24 protein-coding genes and 1 pseudogene are annotated in these 23,552 nt (G+C 51.0%); 8 read left to right on the forward strand and 17 right to left on the reverse strand.

Going from position 1 to position 23,552, the window contains the following annotated elements:
* Positions 1–148: 148 nt before the first annotated feature.
* Positions 149–631, reverse strand: a complete 483-nt coding sequence (locus tag GLV97_RS01465) for a VanZ family protein (RefSeq protein ID WP_160888821.1) — start codon at positions 629–631, stop codon at positions 149–151.
* Positions 632–792: 161 nt separating this feature from the next.
* On the opposite strand from GLV97_RS01465, the gene GLV97_RS01470 reads away from it, so the two are divergent.
* Positions 793–1,173 (forward strand): hypothetical protein, encoded by a 381-nt coding sequence (locus GLV97_RS01470; RefSeq protein ID WP_160888822.1) that lies wholly within the window; start codon positions 793–795, stop codon positions 1,171–1,173.
* A 58-nt stretch (positions 1,174–1,231) separates the two neighbouring features.
* Here GLV97_RS01470 and GLV97_RS01475 read toward each other — a convergent pair whose 3' ends face one another.
* A complete protein-coding gene (locus GLV97_RS01475) occupies positions 1,232–1,726 on the reverse strand; it encodes a sigma-70 family RNA polymerase sigma factor (protein WP_160888823.1) in 495 nt (164 codons plus the stop codon).
* A 165-nt stretch (positions 1,727–1,891) separates the two neighbouring features.
* Between GLV97_RS01475 and GLV97_RS01480 the strand changes: the two genes are divergently transcribed.
* Genes GLV97_RS01480 through GLV97_RS19735 form a run of 3 tightly spaced genes read left to right on the forward strand, consistent with a single transcriptional unit; the run spans position 1,892 to position 2,895 of the window.
* Positions 1,892–2,341, forward strand: coding sequence for a LuxR C-terminal-related transcriptional regulator (locus GLV97_RS01480; protein WP_160888824.1), 450 nt, complete (start codon positions 1,892–1,894; stop codon positions 2,339–2,341).
* A gap of 46 nt (positions 2,342–2,387) precedes the next feature.
* Complete coding sequence (locus GLV97_RS01485) at positions 2,388–2,672, forward strand: hypothetical protein (protein WP_160836609.1); 285 nt, start codon at positions 2,388–2,390, stop codon at positions 2,670–2,672.
* Between the two features lie 55 nt (positions 2,673–2,727).
* A complete protein-coding gene (locus tag GLV97_RS19735) occupies positions 2,728–2,895 on the forward strand; it encodes a hypothetical protein (protein ID WP_202409686.1) in 168 nt (55 codons plus the stop codon).
* A 717-nt stretch (positions 2,896–3,612) separates the two neighbouring features.
* Here the strand turns inward: GLV97_RS19735 and GLV97_RS01490 are convergent.
* A complete protein-coding gene (locus tag GLV97_RS01490; RefSeq protein ID WP_160888825.1) occupies positions 3,613–4,509 on the reverse strand; it encodes an AEC family transporter in 897 nt (298 codons plus the stop codon).
* A gap of 171 nt (positions 4,510–4,680) precedes the next feature.
* On the opposite strand from GLV97_RS01490, the gene GLV97_RS01495 reads away from it, so the two are divergent.
* Together GLV97_RS01495 and GLV97_RS20310 are read left to right on the forward strand one after the other, a co-directional pair.
* Entirely contained in the window at positions 4,681–5,313 is a 633-nt protein-coding gene (locus tag GLV97_RS01495) for a hypothetical protein (protein WP_160888826.1), read from the forward strand.
* Positions 5,314–5,504: 191 nt separating this feature from the next.
* Positions 5,505–5,651 (forward strand): annotated as a pseudogene (locus GLV97_RS20310) (IS5/IS1182 family transposase); the annotation flags it as partial.
* A gap of 380 nt (positions 5,652–6,031) precedes the next feature.
* Here the strand turns inward: GLV97_RS20310 and GLV97_RS01500 are convergent.
* The 5 genes from GLV97_RS01500 to GLV97_RS01520 all read right to left on the reverse strand — a co-directional run bounded on the left by GLV97_RS01500 (position 6,032) and on the right by GLV97_RS01520 (position 9,573).
* A complete protein-coding gene (locus GLV97_RS01500) occupies positions 6,032–7,690 on the reverse strand; it encodes a sodium:solute symporter family protein (protein WP_160836615.1) in 1,659 nt (552 codons plus the stop codon).
* A 15-nt stretch (positions 7,691–7,705) separates the two neighbouring features.
* On the reverse strand, positions 7,706–8,005 hold the full coding sequence (locus GLV97_RS01505; protein ID WP_160888827.1) for a DUF4212 domain-containing protein: 300 nt from the start codon (positions 8,003–8,005) through the stop codon (positions 7,706–7,708).
* 12 nt (positions 8,006–8,017) lie between these two features.
* Complete coding sequence (locus GLV97_RS01510) at positions 8,018–8,203, reverse strand: hypothetical protein (RefSeq protein ID WP_160888828.1); 186 nt, start codon at positions 8,201–8,203, stop codon at positions 8,018–8,020.
* A 158-nt stretch (positions 8,204–8,361) separates the two neighbouring features.
* Positions 8,362–9,195: a peptidoglycan-binding protein gene (locus tag GLV97_RS01515; protein ID WP_160888829.1), complete on the reverse strand. Its 834-nt coding sequence runs from the start codon at positions 9,193–9,195 to the stop codon at positions 8,362–8,364.
* A gap of 60 nt (positions 9,196–9,255) precedes the next feature.
* Positions 9,256–9,573: a DUF3817 domain-containing protein gene (locus tag GLV97_RS01520; RefSeq protein WP_160888830.1), complete on the reverse strand. Its 318-nt coding sequence runs from the start codon at positions 9,571–9,573 to the stop codon at positions 9,256–9,258.
* Positions 9,574–9,925: 352 nt separating this feature from the next.
* Between GLV97_RS01520 and GLV97_RS01525 the strand changes: the two genes are divergently transcribed.
* Positions 9,926–10,642 (forward strand): DsbA family oxidoreductase, encoded by a 717-nt coding sequence (locus GLV97_RS01525; RefSeq protein ID WP_160840840.1) that lies wholly within the window; start codon positions 9,926–9,928, stop codon positions 10,640–10,642.
* Positions 10,643–10,680: 38 nt separating this feature from the next.
* On the opposite strand, the gene GLV97_RS01530 is transcribed toward GLV97_RS01525, so the two are convergent.
* The 7 genes from GLV97_RS01530 to GLV97_RS01560 all read right to left on the reverse strand — a co-directional run bounded on the left by GLV97_RS01530 (position 10,681) and on the right by GLV97_RS01560 (position 20,116).
* Positions 10,681–11,133, reverse strand: coding sequence for a hypothetical protein (locus GLV97_RS01530; protein WP_160888831.1), 453 nt, complete (start codon positions 11,131–11,133; stop codon positions 10,681–10,683).
* 3 nt (positions 11,134–11,136) lie between these two features.
* The gene (locus tag GLV97_RS01535; protein WP_160840842.1) at positions 11,137–11,949 is read right to left on the reverse strand and encodes a DUF3100 domain-containing protein; all 813 of its coding nucleotides are present in this window, start codon (positions 11,947–11,949) and stop codon (positions 11,137–11,139) included.
* 255 nt (positions 11,950–12,204) lie between these two features.
* Positions 12,205–14,157, reverse strand: a complete 1,953-nt coding sequence (locus tag GLV97_RS01540; protein ID WP_160888832.1) for a beta-galactosidase — start codon at positions 14,155–14,157, stop codon at positions 12,205–12,207.
* A gap of 21 nt (positions 14,158–14,178) precedes the next feature.
* Positions 14,179–15,678, reverse strand: coding sequence for a UDP-glucose--hexose-1-phosphate uridylyltransferase (gene galT / locus GLV97_RS01545; protein ID WP_160888833.1), 1,500 nt, complete (start codon positions 15,676–15,678; stop codon positions 14,179–14,181).
* A gap of 21 nt (positions 15,679–15,699) precedes the next feature.
* Positions 15,700–16,689: a UDP-glucose 4-epimerase GalE gene (gene galE / locus GLV97_RS01550; RefSeq protein WP_160888834.1), complete on the reverse strand. Its 990-nt coding sequence runs from the start codon at positions 16,687–16,689 to the stop codon at positions 15,700–15,702.
* Entirely contained in the window at positions 16,689–17,858 is a 1,170-nt protein-coding gene (locus GLV97_RS01555; RefSeq protein WP_160836635.1) for a galactokinase, read from the reverse strand. The genes galE and GLV97_RS01555 overlap by 1 nt, the downstream gene beginning before the upstream one ends.
* Positions 17,855–20,116 carry an alpha-galactosidase gene (locus GLV97_RS01560; protein WP_237418542.1) on the reverse strand — a complete coding sequence of 754 codons (2,262 nt, stop codon included), beginning with the start codon at positions 20,114–20,116 and terminating at the stop codon, positions 17,855–17,857. The genes GLV97_RS01555 and GLV97_RS01560 overlap by 4 nt, the downstream gene beginning before the upstream one ends.
* Positions 20,117–20,345: 229 nt before the next feature.
* On the opposite strand from GLV97_RS01560, the gene GLV97_RS01565 reads away from it, so the two are divergent.
* Positions 20,346–21,209 (forward strand): AraC family transcriptional regulator, encoded by an 864-nt coding sequence (locus tag GLV97_RS01565; protein WP_202409687.1) that lies wholly within the window; start codon positions 20,346–20,348, stop codon positions 21,207–21,209.
* Between the two features lie 401 nt (positions 21,210–21,610).
* Here GLV97_RS01565 and GLV97_RS01570 read toward each other — a convergent pair whose 3' ends face one another.
* On the reverse strand, positions 21,611–21,865 hold the full coding sequence (locus tag GLV97_RS01570) for a hypothetical protein (protein ID WP_160888836.1): 255 nt from the start codon (positions 21,863–21,865) through the stop codon (positions 21,611–21,613).
* A gap of 67 nt (positions 21,866–21,932) precedes the next feature.
* Positions 21,933–23,522 carry a solute:sodium symporter family transporter gene (locus GLV97_RS01575; RefSeq protein ID WP_160888837.1) on the reverse strand — a complete coding sequence of 530 codons (1,590 nt, stop codon included), beginning with the start codon at positions 23,520–23,522 and terminating at the stop codon, positions 21,933–21,935.
* Between the last annotated feature and the right edge of the window lie 30 nt (positions 23,523–23,552).

Genomic DNA, 23,552 nt, shown 5'->3' on the forward strand with positions numbered 1-23,552 from the left:
GTTCTCAGTCTGTAGAAAAAGGGAAAGCACAGGCGCTGATACCGGCTGCCTGCTGGAATATGAAAAAGAATTCCCAAGGGGCTTTCGCTCCTGGCGGTAAGAAAATAAAAAAGCTTGTAGAGAAACAGGGGTTTCTCTACAAGCTTTTTTACTTTCTTCTTCTGTTTCCTGCATAAATGACACCCAGAGCGATCAGGGCACCGGCGCTGTCGAGCCCGACGTCCCCGATGTATGGCGTGCGGTCCGGGGTCAGCGACTGGTGGTATTCATCGAAACAGGCATACAGCACCGTCACGACCAGAGCACTGATGGCTGCTGTTCTTTTGTTCCACCTGGTATTAACGAGGAAGGCCGCATACGTGGTAATCATCAATAAGAAAAAGATACTGATATGAGCCCCCTTCCGAATGAAGAATTCCACCAGGCCGTCGATCCCGTGGGTGGCCAGGCTGACTTCTCCGCCATGGTACGTAAAAGAAACAGGCGCAAGCAGCGGTCTGAGCAGATCGAGCGGCAGATACGTGGACAGCGATGGGCGCATGTCCTGCTCTCCATAAGGCTGGGAGGAAAAGTAAAAAATCAGCCCCATCACTGTAAATGGGAGGATAGTAAAGATTAACCTTTTATACAAAACATTCACACTTTCTATGGAAAATAGCTGAAAGACATATCAATAGTCTACTATAAATATCAGGAATTCTAAAAAATTTCATAAATTCATAGGACCTACTATTAAAATATTGTAATGTTGTATACAATTGCTTATGGAAAGAAAAAAAGGGGGATTCGAAAGTGGCAAAGAAAAGCAAACAGTACGATTACGATCTTGGCGAAGTGAAGCGTCTGATCGGCGAGACTGATAAAAATTATCGCGAAATCGCGGCCGAAACAGGATGCCCTTACGCAAGTGTGGTTTATCATGGTCGTAAGATCCGCGGACGCGTCAACCGTATGCGTCAGGAAGAAATCCAGGCGGAACAGCAGCAGCCCCAGTCCCTGCTGGCTTTAGCTCAGGAGACTCAGGAGGAACCAACCGTGTTGTCTGGCGGGACAACATTAAGTATATCCAGGAACGAAATCCATATCCAGAATGCCGAACAGGAGGCAGCGAAGATGATTAAGGCTGCCCGGGCTATGGGACTGACGAAAATCAACATAACGATCGACCGATGAGGAATTTCCGGCGCCTTTCTATGGCGCCGGACTTTTTTTGAGGAAATAATTGAGAGGATTAAAGAAGGTGCCTGTAGTGCTTCAACTTGTTCCGGGCATGCCGGCCCCAGTTCTTCACAGCATCCTGGGTCACTCCTTCCATGCGGGCGGTTTCAGCGACCGAACGGCTGTGAATGATCCGGTGGCACACCCATTTCCACTGATTCGCGGTGAGGAGTTTCTTCACCTGTTCCCATAAATATGTATCCACCAGCTCGTCCTCCCAAATGAAACCTTCGCCGTGGATGATTTCTTCGACGAAGCAGTTTTCTCTGTCCTGCCGGGTATTTTCCCGGCGGATCTGATCGATGAGGGCATTCCGGATCTTCCAGTGTGCGTAGGTGGAAAATTCACCCGCCTCAGGGTTGTATGTACGGTGGGCCTGCCATAAAGCAAACAGCCCCTCGGCATAAAAATCGCCCTCCGCATCAATGATATGAAGCTTCCGGATGTGATAATAAATGCTTCTTTCCCATTCAGCCAGGATTTGTTCAAAGTCTTGTTCCGTATGCATGACTTCACTCCTTCTCATTTTCTGCCTTCACTCTATAATCGAAGGAAATGGAAGTTTTCGTGTCATCTTTTTTCAAAAAAATTCATTTTCATAGGGGAAAATGGAATTTTCACTGGGAAATCCCCTCCAATTATAGGACAATGAAGGAGTAGAAAGGAGTGACCTATGACACTTGTTCCGGAATTTCATGAACTGGAAAAGCTCATTTACAACGTTATGCACAAACTGTACCTCCCGCCTCCGTACGATGATTATTTCCAGGAAAGCTACCTCGTCTATCACGCTGCCAAAGCACGCTATGATCCTACCAGAAGCCAGTTCTCCTCGTATTACCACTCAAAACTGGAGTATCATTTCCTCACCCTTGTATCCAACGAACAGAAAAGAACCCATGCCCAGGACCACCTGCACCGCTGCCTTCCTCCCAACCATCTCCTTCCGTCTGTACGGCTTTATCTCCCCCCTTGTCTATCTCCCTGCGAACAGCGCATCCTCTCCGATCTACTCAAAGGCTATAAAAATATAGAAATCGCGTACCGCCTGAAGATCAGTCCCTCGACTTTTTACCGCAGGCGGAGGACCTTAAGAGCGAAGCTTGCGCGTTTACGCATGTAAAATACAGGGAAAATAACCGTTATACCAATTAAACGGAGGAATTGCCTTGGAAGAGACATCCCGCTCCCTGACTCCCCTTGCCAGCATCTGGCTCGACGAGGCACCAACGACCTTCACCCACGCCTTTGTAGAACGGCTTGCGTATGAATGGATGATTGAAATCGTGAACCCCTTCCCCATTCCGATTATGGAGCATAAGGAATACGTTCTTTCCATATCGATTGAACAGATAGACGGCACGTTTTATGATGCGATTCCGATTGAATCCTACAGCATCGAGATGGGAGAGGAATTCACCGTCTACCGCTTCCATATGTATCCCCCGGCATAACCTTTCCAGGAATGTTATACTAACGATGGATGGTTTACTTGGAAAGGAAGAGATTATGCTTTATCTTGCATTTGCCGGATTCTTTCTCATTTATGTGCTGCTCGGATGGTTCACCGACGCTGTGGAAATGTCTGCGGTCGGCGGCGTTCTGAGTGTTGCTTTTTTCTTTGGGAATCTTTATCTGTTCTGGCGCGAAAAACGCAATGCTTCAAAAAGTGAATAAAGAATTCATCATGCAGATGGTCACGTTCCGCTTATCGGTGGATCTTCAGCCCGGGCTGTTCCCGCAGGCGTCACTACCGAACGCTCCTTGTGACCTCAGCGGAGGATGAATAGAAAAAGAGGAGGGTCCCAGGATAAATAGGAGATCCTCCTTTTTTCTATAGGCCCTGTTATTGCTTGGTGTTGTTATTTAATATGTGAGCTCCCATCACCCCTTTCTGTCAAGGGGGTTGTATGAGGCGGCCTTGGGAATGACTCCCTTTCCGTGGGGTACCGTGAGCCTTTCAGGCTGCGCCTTCCGGGGTCTCACGATGTACCTCATCCCACAGGAGTTCCGCCATTCCCAAGGCCGCCTCTGCAAAGAAGGGTAGTTAGAAAGGATATAACCGAAGTCCGTTACACCACTACGAAAGGGATGGCAGGGAAAACAGGTAGACTCCTGCGGGAAAAAGGAACAAGGTGAGACCCCGGAGAACGAAGTTCGAGGAGGCTCATCGTTCCCCGCGGAAAGCGGACGGTTTTCCCTGCTATCCCATGCTCTGAGTAAATAACGGACCGGTCCCTGATTCCAAACGGAGACGATTTAGTACTCGTTTAAAATATCAACAACAGACTTTAACAGAGCCTTTCTATGAGACCATCCCGGATCCTTTTAAGAAGAAATGATGAAATGGATATCTATACAAACGAAAGTCCGCCGGGGAACGGCGGACTTTTTCTACGTCAATATATTCAGGAGAATCGGAAGCGTAACCACACTCAGGATGGTTGTTACGAGTGTAATGCTGGAAACAAGGTCGGGCTTGGCGTCGAACTGGACGGCATACATGGTCGTCGTGGCGGCGGAAGGCATCGCTGCAGCAATGATCAGAACCGAGGGCATCAGGTCATTCATCGGAAGGACCGTGGTCAGTCCCCAGGCGATCAGGGGAGAAGCCACAAGACGGATGGATGCGGCCAAGGAGACTTTGCTCCAGTCGAGGTTCTTCACCGTAATGTTCGCCAGCTGCATGCCGAGCAGAATCATAATGCTCGGCACAGTCGCATCTCCGACGAGTTCAATGCTGGAATACAGATTATCCGGAATCTGAAAGTCGGCCGCTTTGAATAACAAGGCGATCCAGACAGCATGGGTGGGCGGCATTTTCAAAATGGTGCGGACGGCCATGCTGAAGCCCGCCGTACCTTTGGCGGCATAATAGACACCAAAGAAGTTCATGACGATCTGCTGGAGGACCATAAACGTTACCGCGTAGACGAAGCCCTGCTCTCCAAAGGCGAACAGGACAATGGGCGTACCGTAATTCCCGGCATTCATAAAGGCCGTGGACAAGATCAAGCCGCTTTCCGTGGGTGTTCCGTAGCCGAACAGGCGGGCAGCGAGTTTATTAAGGATGAGAATACTAGTCAAAAGCGTCAATGAGAAGACGATCATCATATAGTAATCTCTGTTGAAATCCGCTTCATAAAACGTTGTGAACACGAGACACGGCAGCATTAAATACAACGTAACCGTGGACAATGATTTGATTTCCAGATGGAGACCCTTCTGCAGGACATATCCGGCCACAAAGACAAGGATGACAGGCAGAACGACTTGGAAGAATATCGTCATACTCTCCCTCCTTTATCGAGCTTTTCTTTTAACTTCCATAGTCTATCAGAAATAAGGGAGGGTTGTCCTGCTTCTGCTCTGAAACGGCTGCCATCGGAAGCTCATCGTTGCCCTCGGCGGGCTTTTTTGAAATAATAACAAAAGAATATGAAGGACAGGAGCTAGACGTATATGAATAAAACGCTGCGACGCTTCCTTATCGGTGCCGGTATTTTTGCTGCCGTCGGTCTGCTGGCTGTACTGGTCGTTTTCATCGCCATCAGCGGCAACAATGAGGATGCGGTAAAAGAGGATGCCGAAGCCTATACAGAAAACCGCTTCCAAGGCGAAACGGACGTTTACGGAGTCCTGTATGATTCGATGGGCAATCAGCCGTTCAAGGCTGCCGCCCAGGTCAGACACGTGGACGACGGGATTGAATTTCTTGTGTACCGGAATGAAGATAATCAGCTGGTCGATACGTACGTATCCTCCAAATGGGAAGAAGAAGTCACAGAGACGGCGATGGCATACCTGGACGAGCAGTTGTCCGGGGTCGAAAACCTCGATATCCGTTTCGAGAAATCCACGAGCAGTCAGCACCGCTACACCCCTGAAGATGTGCCGAGTGTACGGGAAGTGGAGGCCGCTCCGTCCATCTATCTCGATTTGAACCGCGAACCGGAGGATGGCGACGAGGAAGTTTTCGAGGCATTCGCCACTCTTCTCAAGGACGAATTTTCATTTACAGACGGACGGATCACCGTCCAGTATTTTGATGGTGACACGAAGATCAAAGGCGGATGGACACAGGAATTTTCATGAAAAAAGAAGTGGTATGATTCAGAAAAAAAGCCATCTGTATGGATGATAGGAAAAAGAGGACCTTCTGTTGAAGAAGGCTGTCGAGGAAGTCTCGACAGCCTTTTATTTTTCATCATGTTCATTTGTTTTCCTATAAATAAGCAACTATATAGGCGGTGATTTTTTGTTTCAGTCGAGAAAAGAACGACAAAATTAAAATCGCAGCTATAGAAGAGGTTGTCGAGGAAATTCACTTACTCCGTAAGATCGACCCATACATAGATTTCTCTTTTATCCCCGATAAAGTACGTCCCTGCTATTCTGAAGACAATGGGCGTTCTTCACTTGATCCTTTTGTATCGAGAACGGCATGAGCTGCGCTGATGACAGCTGCCTGCCGGAATATCAAAAAGATTGTCCTCCATCCAGCAAGGAGGGTCTGCATGAAGGAGAGTTTTTTTCGAATTTCAGAGAACTCCTAAGGAGCGGTGCCCCTTCCACCCCTGCGGAAGAAAGAGTGGGCCGGGATCGCCGAGCGTGGGTTTTGCGAGAAAGCTCGGGTGCTCGTCCGCGGAAAGGGAAGGGGATTACCCTCCTGGCGGTAAGAAAGAAAAAAGCTTGTAAAGAAACAAGGGTTTCTCTACAAGCTGAGGACCTTCTGTTGAAGAAGGCCCTCTTTTTTTCAGCTTTTCCCCTGGAGGCATATGCGGCTCGTGCCCGTCTATAGAAAGGTATGGTTTTAAAGCACATCCTTTTTATAGTATTCGCCGTTTTTGTACTGAATCTGCTCCGGGTAGCGCAGGTCGGTGACCTCATCCTGCGTCTGTTTACTCGGCGGAGCCGTCAGCAGGGAGACGGTGACATTGGCGATGATGGCGGCTGAGGCTCCGAAGACCCCGGCACCGGTGTCGATGATCCCCAGAATCGTAAAGCCCCCGTATTTAGCGGCGAAAATGTAGCCGAGGGTGACCGAGAGGCCGACGATCATGCCGGCGATGACGCCGGGACCGTTGGCGCGGCGCCACCAGACTCCGAGCAGCAGGGCCGGGAAAAAGGAACCGGAAGCGAGCGCAAAGGCCCAGGCGACAATCTGGGTGATGGCTCCTGGCGGGTTGAGGGCGATGAGACCTGCCGCTACAGTGGCGAGAACGATCGACCAGCGTCCGACCGAAAGCCGTTTTTTCTCACTGGCGTTCGGATTGATGGAGCGGTAGTAAATGTCATGGGACAACGCAGCGGAAATGGCAATCATCAGACCGCCTGCCGTCGACAAAGCCGCTGCCATCGCGCCCGCGGCCATCAGACCGATGACAAAGATCCCCAGATTGGCGATTTCCGGTGTAGCCATGACGACGATATCGTTGCTGATGACCAGCTCCGTCCACTGAAGGACGCCGTCATTGTTCCCATCAGCAAGGGAGAGCTTGCCGGTATCCACCCACGGCTGGGTCCAGGCCGGCAGATTCCCCAGGGAAGAGCCTGCCACTTCCGTCATTAAAATAAAGCGGGAAAAAGCAGCATAGGCGGGCGCCGATAAATAGAGAAGGCCGATGAACAATAACGCCCAGGCCCCGCTCCAGCGAGCCGCCTTCATCGTTTTTACTGTATAAAAACGGACAATGACGTGCGGCAGACCGGCCGTCCCGGCCATGAGGGTGAACATAAGCGCCATGAACTGCCATTTGGACGCTTCCGTAAATGGAATAATGTATTCCGAGATGCCGAGCTCCTGGTCAATGGAGCGCATTTCCGATATGACTTCCCCGTAGGAAAGCCACGGGACCGGGTTCTGCGTCAGCTGAAGGGACATGAAAATCACAGGAATTAAATAAGCAACAATTAAGACGAGATACTGCGCGACCTGTGTCCACGTAATCCCCTTCATTCCTCCCATCGCCGAATAAAAGGCGATCAGCACAACACCGATGAGCGTTCCGATCATCGTATCCACTTCAAGCAGGCGCCCGATGACAACACCGGATCCTGACAGCTGTCCGACGGAATATGTAAAGCTGATGATGATCGTTGCCACGGCGGCGATCAGCCGGGCGGTATTGCTGCGGTAGCGGTCACCGATAAATTCAGGTACCGTGTAGCGTCCGTATTTCCGGAGCTGCGGGGCGAGCAGGAAGGTAAGCAGCAGATAACCGCCTGTCCATCCCATAATGTAGGCAAGGCCATCATAACCGAGAATCATGACGGTCCCGGCCAGTCCGATAAAGGAAGCGGCACTCATCCAGTCGGCCCCGATCGCCATGCCGTTGAATACCGGCGGCACCCCGCGTCCGGCTACATAGAAGTCCGACGTCTCTTTCGCTTTATTGTAGATAGCAATACCGATGTACAGGGCAAACGTCCCGGCAATTAATCCTAATGAAACGAGAAACTGAGCATCCATACTTTTCCCCCTGTCTTATTGATTGGCAGCCTGATCAGATTCCTTGGAGCTGTCCTTAGGTACCAGGCCGAATTTTTTATCTACGTAATCACTAATGAAAGCATTGAAAAAAAGAAGGACGATGAATGTTACAATAGCTCCCTGGGACCCCATGTAGTAGGGCAGCGGAATCCCCATCACTGTGAAGGACAAAAGGCTTTCGGCAAACAAAACGATGCCAAAGGACACCAGCATACCGATACCGAGGTAGATCATAATCAGTGTCGTTCTCAGCCGGAAATACGCCTTGGCCTGCTCTGGATCCATCTTCTTCATGTATTCCCCTCCCTATCCTTTTAAGTTGAAAATAAAGACGACCGTCTCCCAGAACGGCATCGGCACCATGATCACCTTGATCAGCGCGGCGGCGAATAAAGCAGCCAGCGGTACAGCAAACAGCACCGATCTTTTCTTCTTCACCGCAGCCGCCACGGAGACGATGGTTATGAGAGCAAGAAGCAGCGGAATCAGCACCTGAATCTCACCTCCTTTTGTAAGCGTTACCACAAAGGTGTAAAAATTTTTAATAGTTAGAAAAAACTGAATATTACACCTGTATTATTCTAAAAATATCAAATAATGTCAACCAGTCAAAAAGAACCATAACGAAAAAAGCACCCGGGAAGGGTGCTTTACATGCCGAACAACGACCGCCATGTCTTCGGACCTACAATTCCGTCGGCTTCGAGGCGGCGGGCACGCTGATAGGACCGGACGGCTGCTTCTGTCCGGCTGCCAAAGATCCCATCCGCTTCTGAGCCTGTCTTGTTCTGTATGGCTTTTACTTTATCCCCGCGTGCGCCTTTTCGAACCGGTCTGCCGGGATACGTTCTGACGTCCAGTCTTGTCAGTGTTTCCGGACCGGCACTTCCATCGATCTGAAGCGTTTCTTTTCGCTGGAAGGCGATGACCGCCTCTTCCGTCAACGGCCCGAAGCTTCCGTCTATATCTCCTGTATAATAGCCGAGCTTCCGAAGTTTTTCCTGAACGTCCTTCACGAGACTTCCCTGACTGCCGCGCCGGACGTAATGGACGATTGGAAGTTCAAGGTGGGCGTAATCCTTAAAGCTGGACCAGTCTCCGCCCCAGGAAAAGCCCAGTTCCTTGGCCCGCTCCGCCACCCAGCGCCAGTTATGATCAACCGTCCAAAGGGCTGTCCGCCCATCCGGGGTGACTAAAAAGAAATCGACGGCGCGTCCGCTGTGATGATTGCTCTCCCCTGGTTCGGCATACGTCACGATCGCTCCGCTTCTGCCATACGCTTTTCCTTTATACGTGTAGCCGGGACGCCCTTTTCCATACAGGGCTGCCTGCTCCTCATAACTCCGGTAGCCGGAGGAGATCTGGACGAACAATCCCCGCTCGTAGGCTTCTGTCAACAGCTTGTCCACTTTCTTCTCCACTTCCGGATGGACGTTCCCCATATTATTCCTGCTCCGCGATTTCAACGTTTCCAATGCAATCATAAAAAATCCCTCCCTGCTTTTATAATCGAAGCAGAGAGGGATTTGGTGTCTATCCGTTTATTAAGCGGTCAAACTATCCGGCTGACTGGTGTAGTTCTTCTTCAGCTGGTGGTCCAGAATGAAGTTCCCGAATGGAATAAAAGCGACCACAAACGCTCCTGCGGCCCATTTAAGCGGCCAGCGGACGGTGAAGGTCACATAGGCGACGACAGCCATATAAATGACGAACAACCCGCCGTGGATGGCGCCGTTGACAGAAACGGCCTCCGGGTAATCAAACATATACTTCAGCGGCATTGAAATGAATAACAGAATCAAGAAGGACATCCCCTCAAGGAATCCCATCACTCGCAATTTACCAATGGGTGTTTTAAGCATGCGCTGTCTCCTTTATCACAAAAAAATCAGCGGCGCCGCCCTGGGATGGCGCTTTCACTAGTTCTATCTTAATGGTTCTGGAAAGTAGATGCAATCACCCGTGGCAGCTTTCACTTTTTGTTCACAGATGGGCTCCGTCTTCAGAGCAGGCTTGGCTGCGATATCAATGATTTTCCGCCTATATCGATTTTTTTGCGGATATATCAATTATTTTCTCGATATATCGGTGATTTCTCAAATATATCAACGAAATTCCGAATATATCAACCAAACGCCTGACAAACAGAATAATGGCATTCCCTTCCGAACCCTCGTACAATGAAAGGGAAACTAATAATAGAGGTGAGTCCCTGTGAAAATAGAAGTATGGTCCGATTTCGTCTGCCCTTTCTGCTATATCGGAAAGGCGCGTCTGGAGGAAGCGCTGAAGCAGTTTCCCAACGAAACGGTAGAAGTCGAATATAAGAGCTTTGAGCTTGATCCTAATGCGGAGCGCAACACAAAACCCGTCATGCATGAGCATCTGGCTCATAAATACGGCCGCTCTCTGGAAGAAGCCCGCGGCATGACAGCCAACATGACCGAGCAGGCGAAAAGCGTCGGCCTTGATTTCCATTTCGACACCATGATTCCTACAAATACGTTCGCCGCCCACCGTGTGGCTCAGCTGGCGAATGAAAAAGGCCTCGGCAAGGAAACAGCGGAACGCTTCTTCAAAGCCGTGCTGACGGATTCTGAGGATATCGGTGATCATGAAACGATTACCCGCCTGGCTGTCGACGCCGGCCTTGAGCGCAGCGAAGTGGAGGACGTGCTGAACAGCGACGCCTACACAGAAGCCGTGCGCATGGAAGAACGCGAAGCACATGAAATCGGTGTCCAGGGCGTTCCTTTCTTCGTCATCAACCGTAAGTACGCCGTATCCGGCGCACAGCCGACGGAAGTCTTCGTCAACGGTCTTCAGAAAGCCTTTGATGAAGAAAACAAACCAGCGTTTGAAAATCTTTCTACAGACGATGGAGCCGCATGCACCGAAGACGGCTGTGAAGTCCCTTCCGGAAAAGAATAACGAAAAAGCTGCAGGAACTGATCCTGCAGCTTTTTTTATTAGATGATTCCCTGGAAGCGTAAAATCACTTCGGCGATCAACGCAGAACCGATGTACGTCCCAAGCATGACACACATCGCAACGACGATGCTGCGCCAGCCGAGCTTGACGAAGTCCGCCCAGGAGCGGCCGATGGCAATACCGGCGTAGGCGAGAATCGGTGTGGTCAGCGCAAGCAGGTTCACTTCACTCGTCATTTCAACGATAAAGGAGGAACCCGGAATCCACGGCATCGATACGAGCACGCCGACTAGCGCCACATAAGCGACACTCGGGATGCTCCCCGGCAGCACTTTTCCTAAAATCAATCCGGCAAGGCAGATACCGATCAGTACGAGCATCCCCGGCACGGCATCCCAGACGATGACGTCATAGCCGATCCAGTTACCCAAAAGGGCGGTCACTCCGAAAATGGCCAGCATGAGCACCCATTCCTGCATGTTTCTAAGCATCGCTTACGCCCCCTTTTCTACGCGAGAGCTGGTGCTCTTACTGCGCGTCATGATTTCATACAGCTTCTCTGTAAGCGGCAGGCCGATGAATATACTCATATACAGGCCTGTCGATAACGAAAGCAGGTTACTTGCTCCGGCGAAGGCGAGGATGTCATTCTCCATCTGCGGGAAAGCAGCGACGAGTGAGCCGCTGGCAGCTGCCATCATGCTTCCACTTCCGATGCCCGAAGCCATGGCAAAGGACAGCGGATTGAGCGGTGTCAGGGTGGCAAGGAAACCGGAAATCAAGCCCATGAATACGGCACCAAATACGGTACCGAATATGTAAATAGCCATGACGCCGCGGCCTTCCGGTGAGTTGAATCCATACTTGTCCATGATGAGGCCGACGTTCGGTTCACGGGCGACCGAGTGGGTCATGCCGATACTTTCGCGCTTCAGTCCGAGCATAATCGCGACAGGCAGCGCAATGAATATCGTCCCAAGGTTCCCGAATTCCTGCAGCAGTAAAGCCGGACCGGCCTCAATGATCTGCGGAAGCGACGGTCCGATAATCACGCCGATTTTGGCAATCAGCAGCGTGACACCGAGAACGATGAGCGGCTCGGCGTTTTTCGATTGTTTTTCCTTAATGAGCGGTGTAAAAAATAATCCAAGACCTATAATGATGGCATAAAGCATCGGCAGCAGCAGCACTACGCCGGGACCGACCGTAAAGGAATGCGTACCAATCGCCTCTGTCAGGAGGACGATGGCGAGCACAATCGTATGTAAACGCCAGTCTTTCCATAAATTCGTAAGCTCTTGTTTCATACCTCTCCCCCTTAATGATAATAAATATACCAATCATTATAATGTTCTGAATATTAAAATCAAAGTTATTTTTTGGGAGAACGGGCAGGATTCCCGCATAATTCGACAAAAACACCGCCGTGGCGCGGATGATCCCACCAACTTTTCTTTACAGGAATTCAGCTTCCTGCTCCTTTGAATCCTTCAGCCGGGAATGGATGGAAGCGGAACGATCCATTCAAAAAAGCCCTTCCTCAATGGGAAGGGCCTTCAATCTTACTCCTGGATTAAGCGGCTTTCAAAAGGTGCCAGCACTTCTCCATTGAACGGCTGCTCGGCACTGGTGTGGTTCATCACGAACAAGTAGGAGTCCTCCCCACTTCTGCGGCGGTACACTTCGACACCGCGTTCCGAAGAGATCGTTTCAATCTGATGGTGTTCTGTAATCTCCTCGGCAATGACATCAAGAGCTTCTTCGTTGAGTCCACCACCGATATAGTAGACCTGCCCCTGTCCGAAGCTGTTTTTCGTGACAGCTGCATAACTGTCATAAAAGGCATCGGTATACTGGTAGAGCGCTTCCGCTGTTTCCGGTACGAGCAGGTCACGCCAGATGCTGATGGCGCCGGGAACTTCTGAGAAGCGTCCCTGTCCCTGGAGCTCCAGATGATGATCTTTCGTGAGCGATTCAATTTCTTCAATCCGTGCACCGACGAGGTCACGGACGAGCCCCGGCTGGATTTCCCCGAGACGGAGGTTGTTGTCTTTTCCTTTCAACCCGGTACGGTAAGAGAACAGGACGGTCCCTCCGTCCTGCACAAACGTCCGCAGACGCTCGGCAAGCGCCTCATCCATCACATGCATCACAGGAACAATCACAACCTTATAGCGGGTCAGCTCTCTGTCTGCCGGAATGACATCGATCGTTGTATTCTGCTCATAAAAAGGACGGTACAGACGGACGAGCTCGTCGGTAAAATCAAAGTCACGGCTCTGAATCTGGGAACGCCACGCCCAAATGTTGTCGTAATCATAGAGAACAGCTGTATCCGCCTGGATTGGCGCATCAAGCAGTCCGCCATAATCTTTGATTTCGCTGAACAACGACTGGACTTCCTTATACTTGCGGCCGTACACATTGTCGTGATCGACGACGCCGTAGCAGAACTGCTCCGCCCCTTTCGTCATCCCCCGCCAGCGGAAATAGAGAAGGTTGGAACAGCCGTGGGCAAAGGCCTGATAGGACCACATTTTCGCCTGGTTCGGACGCGGCAGGTACCCGATGACATCATGGCCCTGCGCCCCCATCAGCTCCTCGACGATCCAATAGTTTTTGTCCAGCAGCCCGCGGTTGAAATCATGCATCATCGCAATCGCTGCCGGTGAAATCGGTTCTTCGAGCCCGCCCCAGACCGGATAGTTGTCATAAGAGACAAAATCCATCGGGCGGAGATTCTGCGCATGATCGAACCATTTGGCGAAAAAGCCGCCGGAAACGTTCGTCGTCACCTGTTGGTGATCCCCCTTCGTTTCCTTTACGATGCTGGTCATTTCATGGGCAAAACCGTTCAGGGAGTCGGAACGGAAGCGCGCCCATTCAAGCTTCAAACTCGGGTTATGCGTGGTAATCGTCGGCTTCGGTGCAGGGATTTCTGAGAAGGCGTTGTACGTCTGGCCCCAGAAAATCGTCCCCCACTCCTCATTCAACTGGTGGATGCTGTCATATGTTTCAGCCAGGTACGTCTGGAATTTCTTTTCACACGAGTCACACCAGCACATATCGCTGCCTTCATGTCCAAATTCATTATCGATCTGCCAGGCGATGATCGCCGGCTCGTCCTGATAATGCTCGACGACCTTACGCGTAATCGCTGCTGCATACGAACGATAGACGTCAGAGTTGAAGCAGTACTGCCGGCGGCCTCCGAAAACGCGCGGATGGCCGTATTCATCGGCCGATAGAATCTCAGGGTATTGATCCGCCAGCCACGCCGGGAACGTTGCGGTCGGCGTGCCGAACATGATATGGAAATCCTCCTGCTTCAGCTTTTCAATGACTTGATCGAAATAGGAAAAATCAAATTTTCCTTCCTCGTGTTCCATCAGGTGCCAGGCGAATTCACCGATCCGCACGATGTTGGCTCCCAGCTGTTTGATGCCTTCAATATCTTCGTCGATCTTTTCCTCCGGCCAGTGCTCCGGGTAATAATCTACACCTAAGTACGTCATAACTGTCCTCCTGATTCCAATCTATATCGTTTGAAGAAAACGACGGAATGCCTGCTGTCCTTCTTCACTGCGCTTGAATACGCCGGCGTGCTCCAGCACGACGGAAAAACGGCGGCCGATTTCATCCTGAAGCTGCGGCCATATCTCATCCTGTTCCCAGCGGATGCCTTCCGCCCACGGCACATGCTTGGCTGTCTTTTCATCTTTAAGGGCTTCTCCCTGAAGCTTCCCTTTCTTAATGTAGCCGGCAAGCGCCTCCATCTCATGTATGAGGCGTCCCGGCAGGACAGCCAGTCCCATCACTTCGATGAGGCCGATGTTTTCTTTCTTAATGTGATGCACTTCCTCATGAGGATGGAAAATCCCCATCGGATGCTCGCTGCTTGTACGGTTGTTGCGGAAAACGAGATCCATTTCAAAAGCCCCGTTTCGATAACGGGCAATCGGTGTAATCGTGTTATGAGGTTCGCCACTGGTCTCTGCATAAAGATCAGCTGAGGCATCACTATACGAGCGCCACGTGGTCAGAATCCGGTCGGAAAGCTCGGCGAGACGTGTCCGGTCCGTGCTCCTGAGACGAAGCACCGACATCGGCCAGCGTACAATTCCAGCTTCCACATCCTTGTATCCCGGGATATTGAAGCTTTCTTCGACAGGCGCCTTCGCCATCGGAAATTCATGATGGCCGCCCTGGAAGTGGTCGTGACTCAAAATCGATCCGCCGACAATCGGCAGGTCCGCATTGGAGCCGACAAAATAGTGAGGAAGCTGGTCGACGAAATCAAGCAGCCGGTCGAACCCTTCTTTGGAGATCTTCATCGGGCGGTGTTCCCGTGATAACACAATGGCATGTTCGTTGTAGTAGACATAGGGCGAATACTGCAGGAACCAATGCTCGCCTTCCAAATCGACAGGAATGACGCGGTGGTTGTCCCGAGCCGGATGATCGAGACGCCCGGCATAGCCGACATTCTCCTTACAAAGCAGGCAGTCCGGATAGCTGTCGGCTTTTTTATTCTTTGCCGCGGCAATCGCCTTCGGATCTTTTTCCGGCTTGGACAGGTTGATCGTAATTTCAAGATCGCCGTACTCGGTTTCACTGTACCAGTGTTTGTTTTTGGCAATCCGGTCGGTGCGGATGTAATGCGCATCCTTGGACAGCTGATAAAAACGATCGGTTGCTGCTTTTGGCCCCTGCTTTTCAAAGGCATGATAAAAATCACGGGTCACTTCCGACGGGCGCGGCACGAGACAGTCCATAATCTTCGGATCGAACAAGTCCCGTTCTGTTGTTGTGTTGTCTTCCATCAAACCCTGTTCCGCTGCGTAATCAAGCATCGGTTCCAATATCCCTGCAGGTGTATCAGGGACCGGCTCTTTCGGCGTTTCCTCCGGGTTTTTCCCTTCCAGTTGGAACAGATGGAACAGGCGGTTGCGGGTATAATCGACATCCCACACGGCGATCATTTTTTTGGATAATCCGTACTGAAGCAGTCGTTCAATGTTGTGATAAATGGACACGTCTGTCACCAGCCCTTCGTTTTAGTGGTTGTAACCGTCCGGGTGGTTTTGGAACCAATCCCATGCGGTTTGAATCATTGTTTCCAGTTCGGCATACTGCGGGGACCAGCCGAGCTCCTCCATCGCTTTGCCGGAGGATGCGACGAGTTGAGCCGGATCTCCAGCACGGCGCGGAGCCACTTCGGCAGGAATATCCCGGCCGGTCACACGGCGGGCGGTATCAATGACTTCCTTGACACTGAAGCCCTGACCGTTCCCCAGGTTGTATATGCCGCTTTCTTCTGTACGTTTCAACTTATCGATCGCGAGCAGGTGGGCTTCCACAAGGTCCGTCACATGGATATAGTCACGGATGCAGGTACCATCTGCGGTCGGATAATCATCACCGAAAATCATAATCTTTTCGCGTTTCTCCTGCGCCACCTGCAGCACAATCGGAATGAGGTGGGTCTCAGGACGATGGTCTTCCCCGATGCGTCCGTCCGGGTCAGCGCCGGCTACGTTAAAGTAGCGGAGCACCACGTGCTTGATCCCGTGCGCCTGTTCAGCCCATTTGAGCATCTTTTCAATGGCAAGCTTCGTTTCGCCGTATGGATTGGTCGGGAACGTACGGTCATCCTCCTGAATCGGAACCTGGTCCGGTTCCCCGTAAACGGCAGCCGTGGAAGAAAAGACGATCCGTTTCACGTTATGCGCAGCCATCGCCTTCAACAGGCAGACCGCTCCATATACGTTATTGTCGTAATATTTCAGCGGCTCCTCGACGCTTTCCCCTACAAGGGAATCCGCTGCAAAGTGAATGACCGAATCAATATCATTCTCCTCGAACACCCGGTTCATGAAGGCTTCATCCCGCAAGTCCCCGTTATATAAAACAGCCCCTTCCAAAACGGCCTGTTCATGGCCTTTCTGCAGATTGTCTGCAATAATTACCTTTTCTCCTCGGTCCAGCAGCTGGGCCACAGCGTGGCTGCCGATATATCCGGCGCCTCCACATACTAATACAGTCATCACTCTTCCTCCTCCAACCGTTTCGCCCCGTCGCCGATTTCCACCACGTAGAAGTCCGCTTCAAGGCCGGTTTGCTTATAATACTGTTCTCCTACGTTTTCCTTAAAGGTTTCAATATCCGCTTTAGGCACAATGCTGATGGTACAGCCTCCGAAGCCGGCACCGGTCATCCGTGAACCGATCGCTCCTTCTTCCCAGGCCGCTTCCACTAAAGCATCCAATTCATGTCCCGTTACTTCGTAATCATCCCGCAGGGAGCGGTGTGATTCATTCATCAGCCGGCCGAAACCGTTGATATCTCCGGCATTCAGCTTTTCCACCGCTTCAATCGTACGCGCATTTTCATAAATGACGTGTCTGGCGCGCTGGCGTGTGACTGGATCATCAATCACGTGTTTGTGCGCCTCGAAATCTTCTACAGATATATCGCCGAGAAAGTCGGCTTCCAGTTCGGTCTTCAGCTGCCCCAACGCTTCTTCACATTCGCGGCGGCGCTCATTGTACTTCGAATCCGCCAGTCCTCTGCGCTTATTCGTATTCGCAATGACGAGCGTTTCCTCTTCCAGGTGAATCGGTGTTTTCTGATACTCCAGCGTCTGGCAGTTTAACAGCAGGGCATGATCCTTCTCCCCTTTACCGATGGCAAACTGATCCATAATCCCGCAGTTCACTCCGACAAACTCGTTTTCTGCGGCCTGGGCGAGCTTCACAAGCTCCACCCGGTCAATGGACAGCCCTGCAAATGCATCGAGCACGACGCCTGTGACGAGCTCAATGGAGGCCGACGAAGAAAGACCGGCACCGTTCGGAATATTTCCGTAATAGACGATATCCGCTCCTTCAGAGAGTGGATATCCCGCCTCCCTGATTTTAGCCGCTACCCCTTTAGGGTAATTGGCCCACTCCTGCTCTTTTTCGTAAACGAGCGCAGACAGGTCCGCTTCTATCATACCAAGTTCAGGAAAATTCATCGAATACAGTCTCAATTTTGCATCGCTGCGCTTTCTGGCTGCTGCATAGGTGCCGACGCTCAGCGCGCATGGAAAGACGTGCCCTCCGTTATAATCGGTGTGCTCGCCGATCAAGTTTACTCTTCCTGGAGCAAAAAAGGACTGAATCTCTCCTCCGCTTCCAAACTGCTCATAAAATGCTTCGATTACCTGTTTCATTTTTCCACCTCATCCATTGTCGTAGAATTCGTTACCGCTGTCAGGACAAACAGCTGGGAGGAAAAGTCCCCGGACTCCTCCAGCCCGCCTGTCTGTGAGCCGTCGTAGCCGCTTTCCAGCTGCAGACCGGCGTGCATCAGTTCGTCCCCATAATACGTGCGTTCCAGACCTTCAATCCTGTATTCCGTTTCCGGGTCCAGCCCCGTAAGCTTGAGGCGGGGGAAGCCCGGGTTGGGACGGGCCAGCACTTGATAGCTGGCAGCGACCGCCTGCCGTCCGTCTTCGGATACGACCATCCATGACGTTTCATTCCCGCCTTTTTCAAACGGGCTCTGCAGCCGGTAAAAGGTACCGAACTGGAATAAAGCGCGGTGCTTTTTATAGAAAGCGATCTGTTCACTCATCCGTTCTTTTTCTTCTTCGTTCATTTTCGTCACATCCAGTTCATATCCGAACGCTCCGAAAAAGGCGACATCGCCGCGTGTTTTCAAACTTGTCACCCGTTTCACCTGATGGTTCGGGACCGCCGAAATATGGGCGCCCATACTGCTTAGTGGATACACCATGGACGTGCCGTATTGAATCGCCAGACGCTCGACCGCGTCGGTGTCATCACTCGTCCATCCCTGCGGCGCGTAATAAAGCATACCCGGATCAAATCTCGCCCCGCCGCTGGCACACGATTCAAACAGAATGTGCGGAAACGCCGTGGTGAGACGCTCATATAAGTCATAGACCCCGAGGATGTACCTGTGGGGGACTTCCATCTGCTGATCAGAGGCCAGCCGGGCGGAGCCGATTTCTGTCATATAACGATTCATATCCCATTTCACATATTCGATATTGCTGCTGGATAAAATGGCTTTCATGCGCTCATAAATATAGTCGACGACTTCCGGATTGGAAAAATCGAGCACGAGCTGATGCCTTCCCGTCGAAGGGTGTCTTCCGGCTGCCTGGATGATCCAGTCCGGATGCGCTTCATACAGCTCACTTTGTCTGGATACCATCTCCGGCTCAAACCAAAGGCCGAAAGCCATCCCTGTATCATTCACTTTATCCACGAGCGGTTTCAATCCGTTCGGCAGCTTCGATTCATCTACGAACCAATCGCCAAGAGACGTTGTATCATCGTTCCTTCTGCCGAACCAGCCGTCATCGAGGACGAACAGCTCGACCCCAAGGCGGCTGGACTGTTCTGCAATCGACTGAAGCTTCGCTTCATCGAAATCAAAATACGTCGCCTCCCAGTTATTGATAAGTACGGGACGCTCCTTGTCCCTCCAGCGCCCCCGCGCAAGTCTCTTCTGATATAACTCGTGATACGTATGGCTCAAGCCATTACGTCCATCGGATGAAAAGGCCGATACGAGTTCAGGAGTCTGGAAGGATCCGCCGGGCTCCAGTTTCCAGCTGAAATCAAAGGGACTGATGCCCATACTGACACGGGCCCGCTCATATTGATCGACTTCGATCTGCCCTAGAAAGTTACCACTGTAAACGAGACTGAAGCCGTACACATCCCCGGTGTGCTCCGTGGTCCCCGGCCGCTGGACTGCGATGAAAGGGTTGTGCTGGGCACTGCTTGTACCGCGCGTGCTCTGGATTTTCTGGATCCCCGCATGAAGCGGATGGGTATGGATGTGGCGTTCTCTTGACCATCCACCGGAAAGCTGGATCCATTCAAAATCACTGTCCGGAAAATCCATGGAAGCACTCAACGCTCTGTCCAGCTGGTGCGCTTGTGTCCCTTCGTTCGTAAACCGTGCCGACCGGACGACCACATCTTTGTCATGATAGACCGTATACAACAGGTCAAGCTTCATATCTGTATAGTCATCCACGAGGGTGATCGTCAGGGTTTCCGCCTCTCTCTCATCCTCGACATAAGTGGCCGGAAGTCCCTCAAGGGAAGGCTTGCCCGGATGGACGCTGTGGGACTGATAGACGAAATTCGATATCCTCGACCCATCCGGCTGCCGGATATGAAAAGCCGGCTCCCGGTAATCCGATGTCCCATATCCCGGATAGTCCTGAGGAATCATATCCAGTGAAAATGATGGATCGTCCTCATAGACGTAGGAAGAGGTGACGCGGAATTCCTTTTTGGACAGATGACGGAAGTCCTCCCTGTCCCGTATTTTCTTTCCGTAATAGAGATGGCCGATTTGACCATTTTTTAAAATGTGCAGGATGTAACTGATATTTTTTCCCTGTAAGTGAAACTGACGGCTGTCTTCCTTGATGTGTATCGCCAAGTGGTTCCCTCCTCGTATCTTTTCCGCAAACGCTTCCAAGTGCTTGTTAGCTTTATTGTAAAAATGAACCCCCGTTCTATCAATGGTAAATAAAACGATGTATTCTGCACATTTTTGCTCATCGATATTCCTCCAGGGAAGGTTAGCTGTTATGATATGAAGGGAATAACGAAAATCGATCATGAGAACAATCTGCTTAAATTTGCTTTTTCATGAAAGGAGAATTGCTTTGACCCCTTCTTCTTTAACATACGGCTCCTATGGCTACCGGTTTTCCGACCCGGAACTGCAGCAGATCGCACAAATCTGGTCGCTCGGCTGGGACGAACAGAAGACGACGCTGTACGACTGGGATGGAACGAACCGCCGCGACCGCGGGAAGTACATTTTCCAATATACGACCGCTGGAAAAGGAGCCATCGATATTGAAGGAACGACTTATGAATTGACGCCCGGACAGGCGTTTATCGTTAACATCCCCGGGGATTACCGCTATTATCTCCCCGATCACAGCGATAAATGGGAATTCATGTTTTTGACGCTGTACGGAAATGTGGTGGAATCCTACTGGAACCAGATACAGGAGAATGTCGGCGCTATACTGCATATGCCGCCCGATGCGCCGCCGGTTTCCTATGTTCATCAGCTGCTTACATCGGCAGCCAATAAGGAAATCGCCAATGCCCATCAGGCTTCCGGGTACGCCTATCAGTTCACGATGGAGCTGTTTCATTACTGCTCCACCTTGGAAAAGGGGCTCGTCCAGTGGCCGGATGCGATCATCGCCGCCAGTATGTATGCTAAAAACCACTATACCGAGGAAATCAGTCCGGATGACATGGCGGAGGCCTCGGGCATGTCGCGCTATCATTTCACGAGGCAGTTCAAGGCGGCCACCGGCCAGACACCTATTCAGTACTTAACATCGATCCGGATCAATAAAGCGAAGGAGCTGCTGGCGAATACGAAATATTCAGCTGAGGAAATTGCTGTCCTTGCCGGCTACAAAAACGCCAATTATTTTACAAAGGTGTTTAAAAAGCAGGCCGGCATCACCCCCGGCCGATTCCGCGAATCTCATAAACATTTGTAACCGTAAAATCAGACAGCATAAAAGACTGCTCATAGATAGTGTTTACGGTCACGCTCCGCTTATCGGTGGATGCTTGCCGCGGGCACGGCCTCAGCTAACTTGGACAGAAAAACCACCTGTCCAAGTGGATCTTCGGCTCGCGCTGTTCCCGCAGGCGTCACCACCGAACGCTCCTCGTGATCTCACCAAATGATGTTCTTAAAGACGTAAAGGTAGCTGAGTGAAGGAAAAGCCAACTGAAGCAGAAGCATTCCTGCCCTGAGAAGTAACAACCTGTCACGTCTCCTTCGTGCAGATTCCAGAGAAAGATGGACATTTACGGGGAAAGGAAATGGCAGGACATCCTGAACACATAAAAAGAGCTTGTAGAGAAACACGGAGTTTCTCTACAAGCTCTTTTTTCAGCGTTTTGGCACTTCAATGGTGACTGCGCGTTTATCGTAGTTGATGGTCATGCTCTTGCCATCATCGACGAAGTTTTCCAGTACATCCTTGGCGAGCTGCAGAGCAAATTCCGTCCGCTCCAGCTTTTCGTCATCCACTAGATCACCGCCGACTTCTTTCTGTTGAAGGGTCTGCGCTTCTTCATGGAGCGCATCCAGGTTTTCGTACACTTTATGATAAAAGGACTCAATCGGCTGACTGGCTTTTCCCATTCTTTTCCCGCCTTTCACTTCTTTTGACAATACTCTCATTATATCAAAAAGAAGGCAGGAACATCAGTCAGGACAGGATGCCGATCGGGGAAAGAAGCAGATAGATCACGACCATGGCAGCCGTGGCGGCAAGACCAACAGGATAGACGAGTTTCCATGGCGTCATATCCACTTTCGCCTTTTCCTCCAGGACAAAGTCTGTATCCCTTGGACGCAGCTTCCCGATCAGAAGCATCAATCCGGTACAAAGGACGAACAAGATGCCGAGAATGTGCAGGAAGTGAAGACCGGTATCCCAGAAGAGCTGGGTTGTTGCGTAGATCGATATGAACACAAACAATGAGATTTTCGCCGCGATGGACGGCACGCGTTTCGTTAAATAGCCGACAATAAGAATCGTGAAAATCGGGACGTTATAAAACCCGTTGACGATCTGCAGGTACTGGAAGAATCCCTGCGGCACCTTATCGATAAGCGGGGCGATACACATAGCGAATACAGCAAGAAGAATACCGACAAATTTCCCTTTTCTCACGACCACCTTATCCGGGGCCTCCGGATTGAAATACGGCTTGTAAATGTTCAGGGCAATCAAGGTCACCGAAGAGTTCAAGGCTGAGTTGAAGGAGGATAAAATCGCTCCGAACAAGACAGCGGCAAAGAATCCGACAAGTGGTGCCGGCAGCACTTCTGCAACAAGACGCGGATAGGCATCTGTCGGTTCAAGACCCGGTCCGAACATATTGAAGGCGATGATTCCAGGAACGATCAGGAAAACCGGTCCAAGCAGCTTCAGAAATGCCGCGATCAGGACACCCTTCTGCCCTTCTTTTAAGTTTTTCGCAGCAATCGCCCGCTGCATAATGTGCTGCGCCGTCCCCCAGTAAAACAGGTTCACAAGCAGCATTCCTGTAAACATCGTTCCAAATGGTACCGGGCTATCCGGACCGCCGACGGAATTCAGTTTTTCCGGGGAATCCTGAACAATCGTCTGGATCCCGTTTGTCATCGAGCCGTCTCCAAGAGCAAACAGACCAAGTACAGGAATCATCAATCCACCGATCAAAAGACCGACGCCATTGATCGTGTCGGATACGGCAACCGCTTTCAATCCTCCAAAAACAGCATAGATGGAGCCGACAATTCCGATAGCAAAGACAGAAATCCATATGCCGACGGTACGACTCACTCCGAGTGCCCCAGGGATATCAAACAAACCGTTGATGGCTACAGCACCGGAATAAAGAATCGGAGGAAGCAGGTTGAAGACATATCCGAATAAGAAAAGAACGGTCACAATCTGTTTTGTATTAAAATCATAACGATCCTCCAGGAAATCAGGAATCGTCGTGATGCCGCCTTTCATATATCGTGGCAGCAGGAAGAAAGCCACAATAACCAACGCGATCGCAGATCCGACTTCCCAGCCCATGACGGCAATGGTATCGGAATAGCCCTGGGCGTTCAGGCCGACCAGCTGCTCGGTGGATAAGTTCGTCAGCATCAAGGAACCGGCAATGACCCAGGCACTCAAGTTACGACCTCCGAGGAAATAGCCGTCCTGTGTATCTAGTTTTTCCTTTCTAGTAAACCACCAGGCTACGAGAGCAACGAAACCTGTAAAAAATAAGAATGATACGACTGTAAATGCATTCATAGATGCCTCTCCTTTGTGTAAGCGGAACCA

This window comes from Halobacillus litoralis (assembly GCF_009856355.1).
GTDB classification, from domain to species: Bacteria; Bacillota; Bacilli; order Bacillales; family Halobacillaceae; genus Halobacillus; species Halobacillus litoralis_B.

Coding starts and splice junctions, on each gene's coding strand:
- GLV97_RS01490 (WP_160888825.1), bottom strand. CDS start 4,509: ATGACGATATTCTTCCAAGTCGTTCTGCCTGTCATCCTTGTCTTTGTG.
- GLV97_RS01495 (WP_160888826.1), top strand. CDS start 4,681: ATGAATAAAACGCTGCGACGCTTCCTTATCGGTGCCGGTATTTTTGCT.
- GLV97_RS01575 (WP_160888837.1), bottom strand. CDS start 23,522: ATGAATGCATTTACAGTCGTATCATTCTTATTTTTTACAGGTTTCGTT.
- GLV97_RS01505 (WP_160888827.1), bottom strand. CDS start 8,005: ATGAAGAAGATGGATCCAGAGCAGGCCAAGGCGTATTTCCGGCTGAGA.
- GLV97_RS01520 (WP_160888830.1), bottom strand. CDS start 9,573: ATGCTTAAAACACCCATTGGTAAATTGCGAGTGATGGGATTCCTTGAG.
- GLV97_RS01540 (WP_160888832.1), bottom strand. CDS start 14,157: ATGACGTACTTAGGTGTAGATTATTACCCGGAGCACTGGCCGGAGGAA.
- GLV97_RS01570 (WP_160888836.1), bottom strand. CDS start 21,865: ATGGGAAAAGCCAGTCAGCCGATTGAGTCCTTTTATCATAAAGTGTAC.
- GLV97_RS01555 (WP_160836635.1), bottom strand. CDS start 17,858: ATGAAACAGGTAATCGAAGCATTTTATGAGCAGTTTGGAAGCGGAGGA.
- GLV97_RS01480 (WP_160888824.1), top strand. CDS start 1,892: ATGACACTTGTTCCGGAATTTCATGAACTGGAAAAGCTCATTTACAAC.
- GLV97_RS19735 (WP_202409686.1), top strand. CDS start 2,728: ATGCTTTATCTTGCATTTGCCGGATTCTTTCTCATTTATGTGCTGCTC.
- galE (WP_160888834.1), bottom strand. CDS start 16,689: ATGACTGTATTAGTATGTGGAGGCGCCGGATATATCGGCAGCCACGCT.
- GLV97_RS01475 (WP_160888823.1), bottom strand. CDS start 1,726: ATGCATACGGAACAAGACTTTGAACAAATCCTGGCTGAATGGGAAAGA.
- GLV97_RS01500 (WP_160836615.1), bottom strand. CDS start 7,690: ATGGATGCTCAGTTTCTCGTTTCATTAGGATTAATTGCCGGGACGTTT.
- GLV97_RS01515 (WP_160888829.1), bottom strand. CDS start 9,195: ATGATTGCATTGGAAACGTTGAAATCGCGGAGCAGGAATAATATGGGG.
- GLV97_RS01535 (WP_160840842.1), bottom strand. CDS start 11,949: ATGAAACAAGAGCTTACGAATTTATGGAAAGACTGGCGTTTACATACG.
- GLV97_RS01530 (WP_160888831.1), bottom strand. CDS start 11,133: ATGCTTAGAAACATGCAGGAATGGGTGCTCATGCTGGCCATTTTCGGA.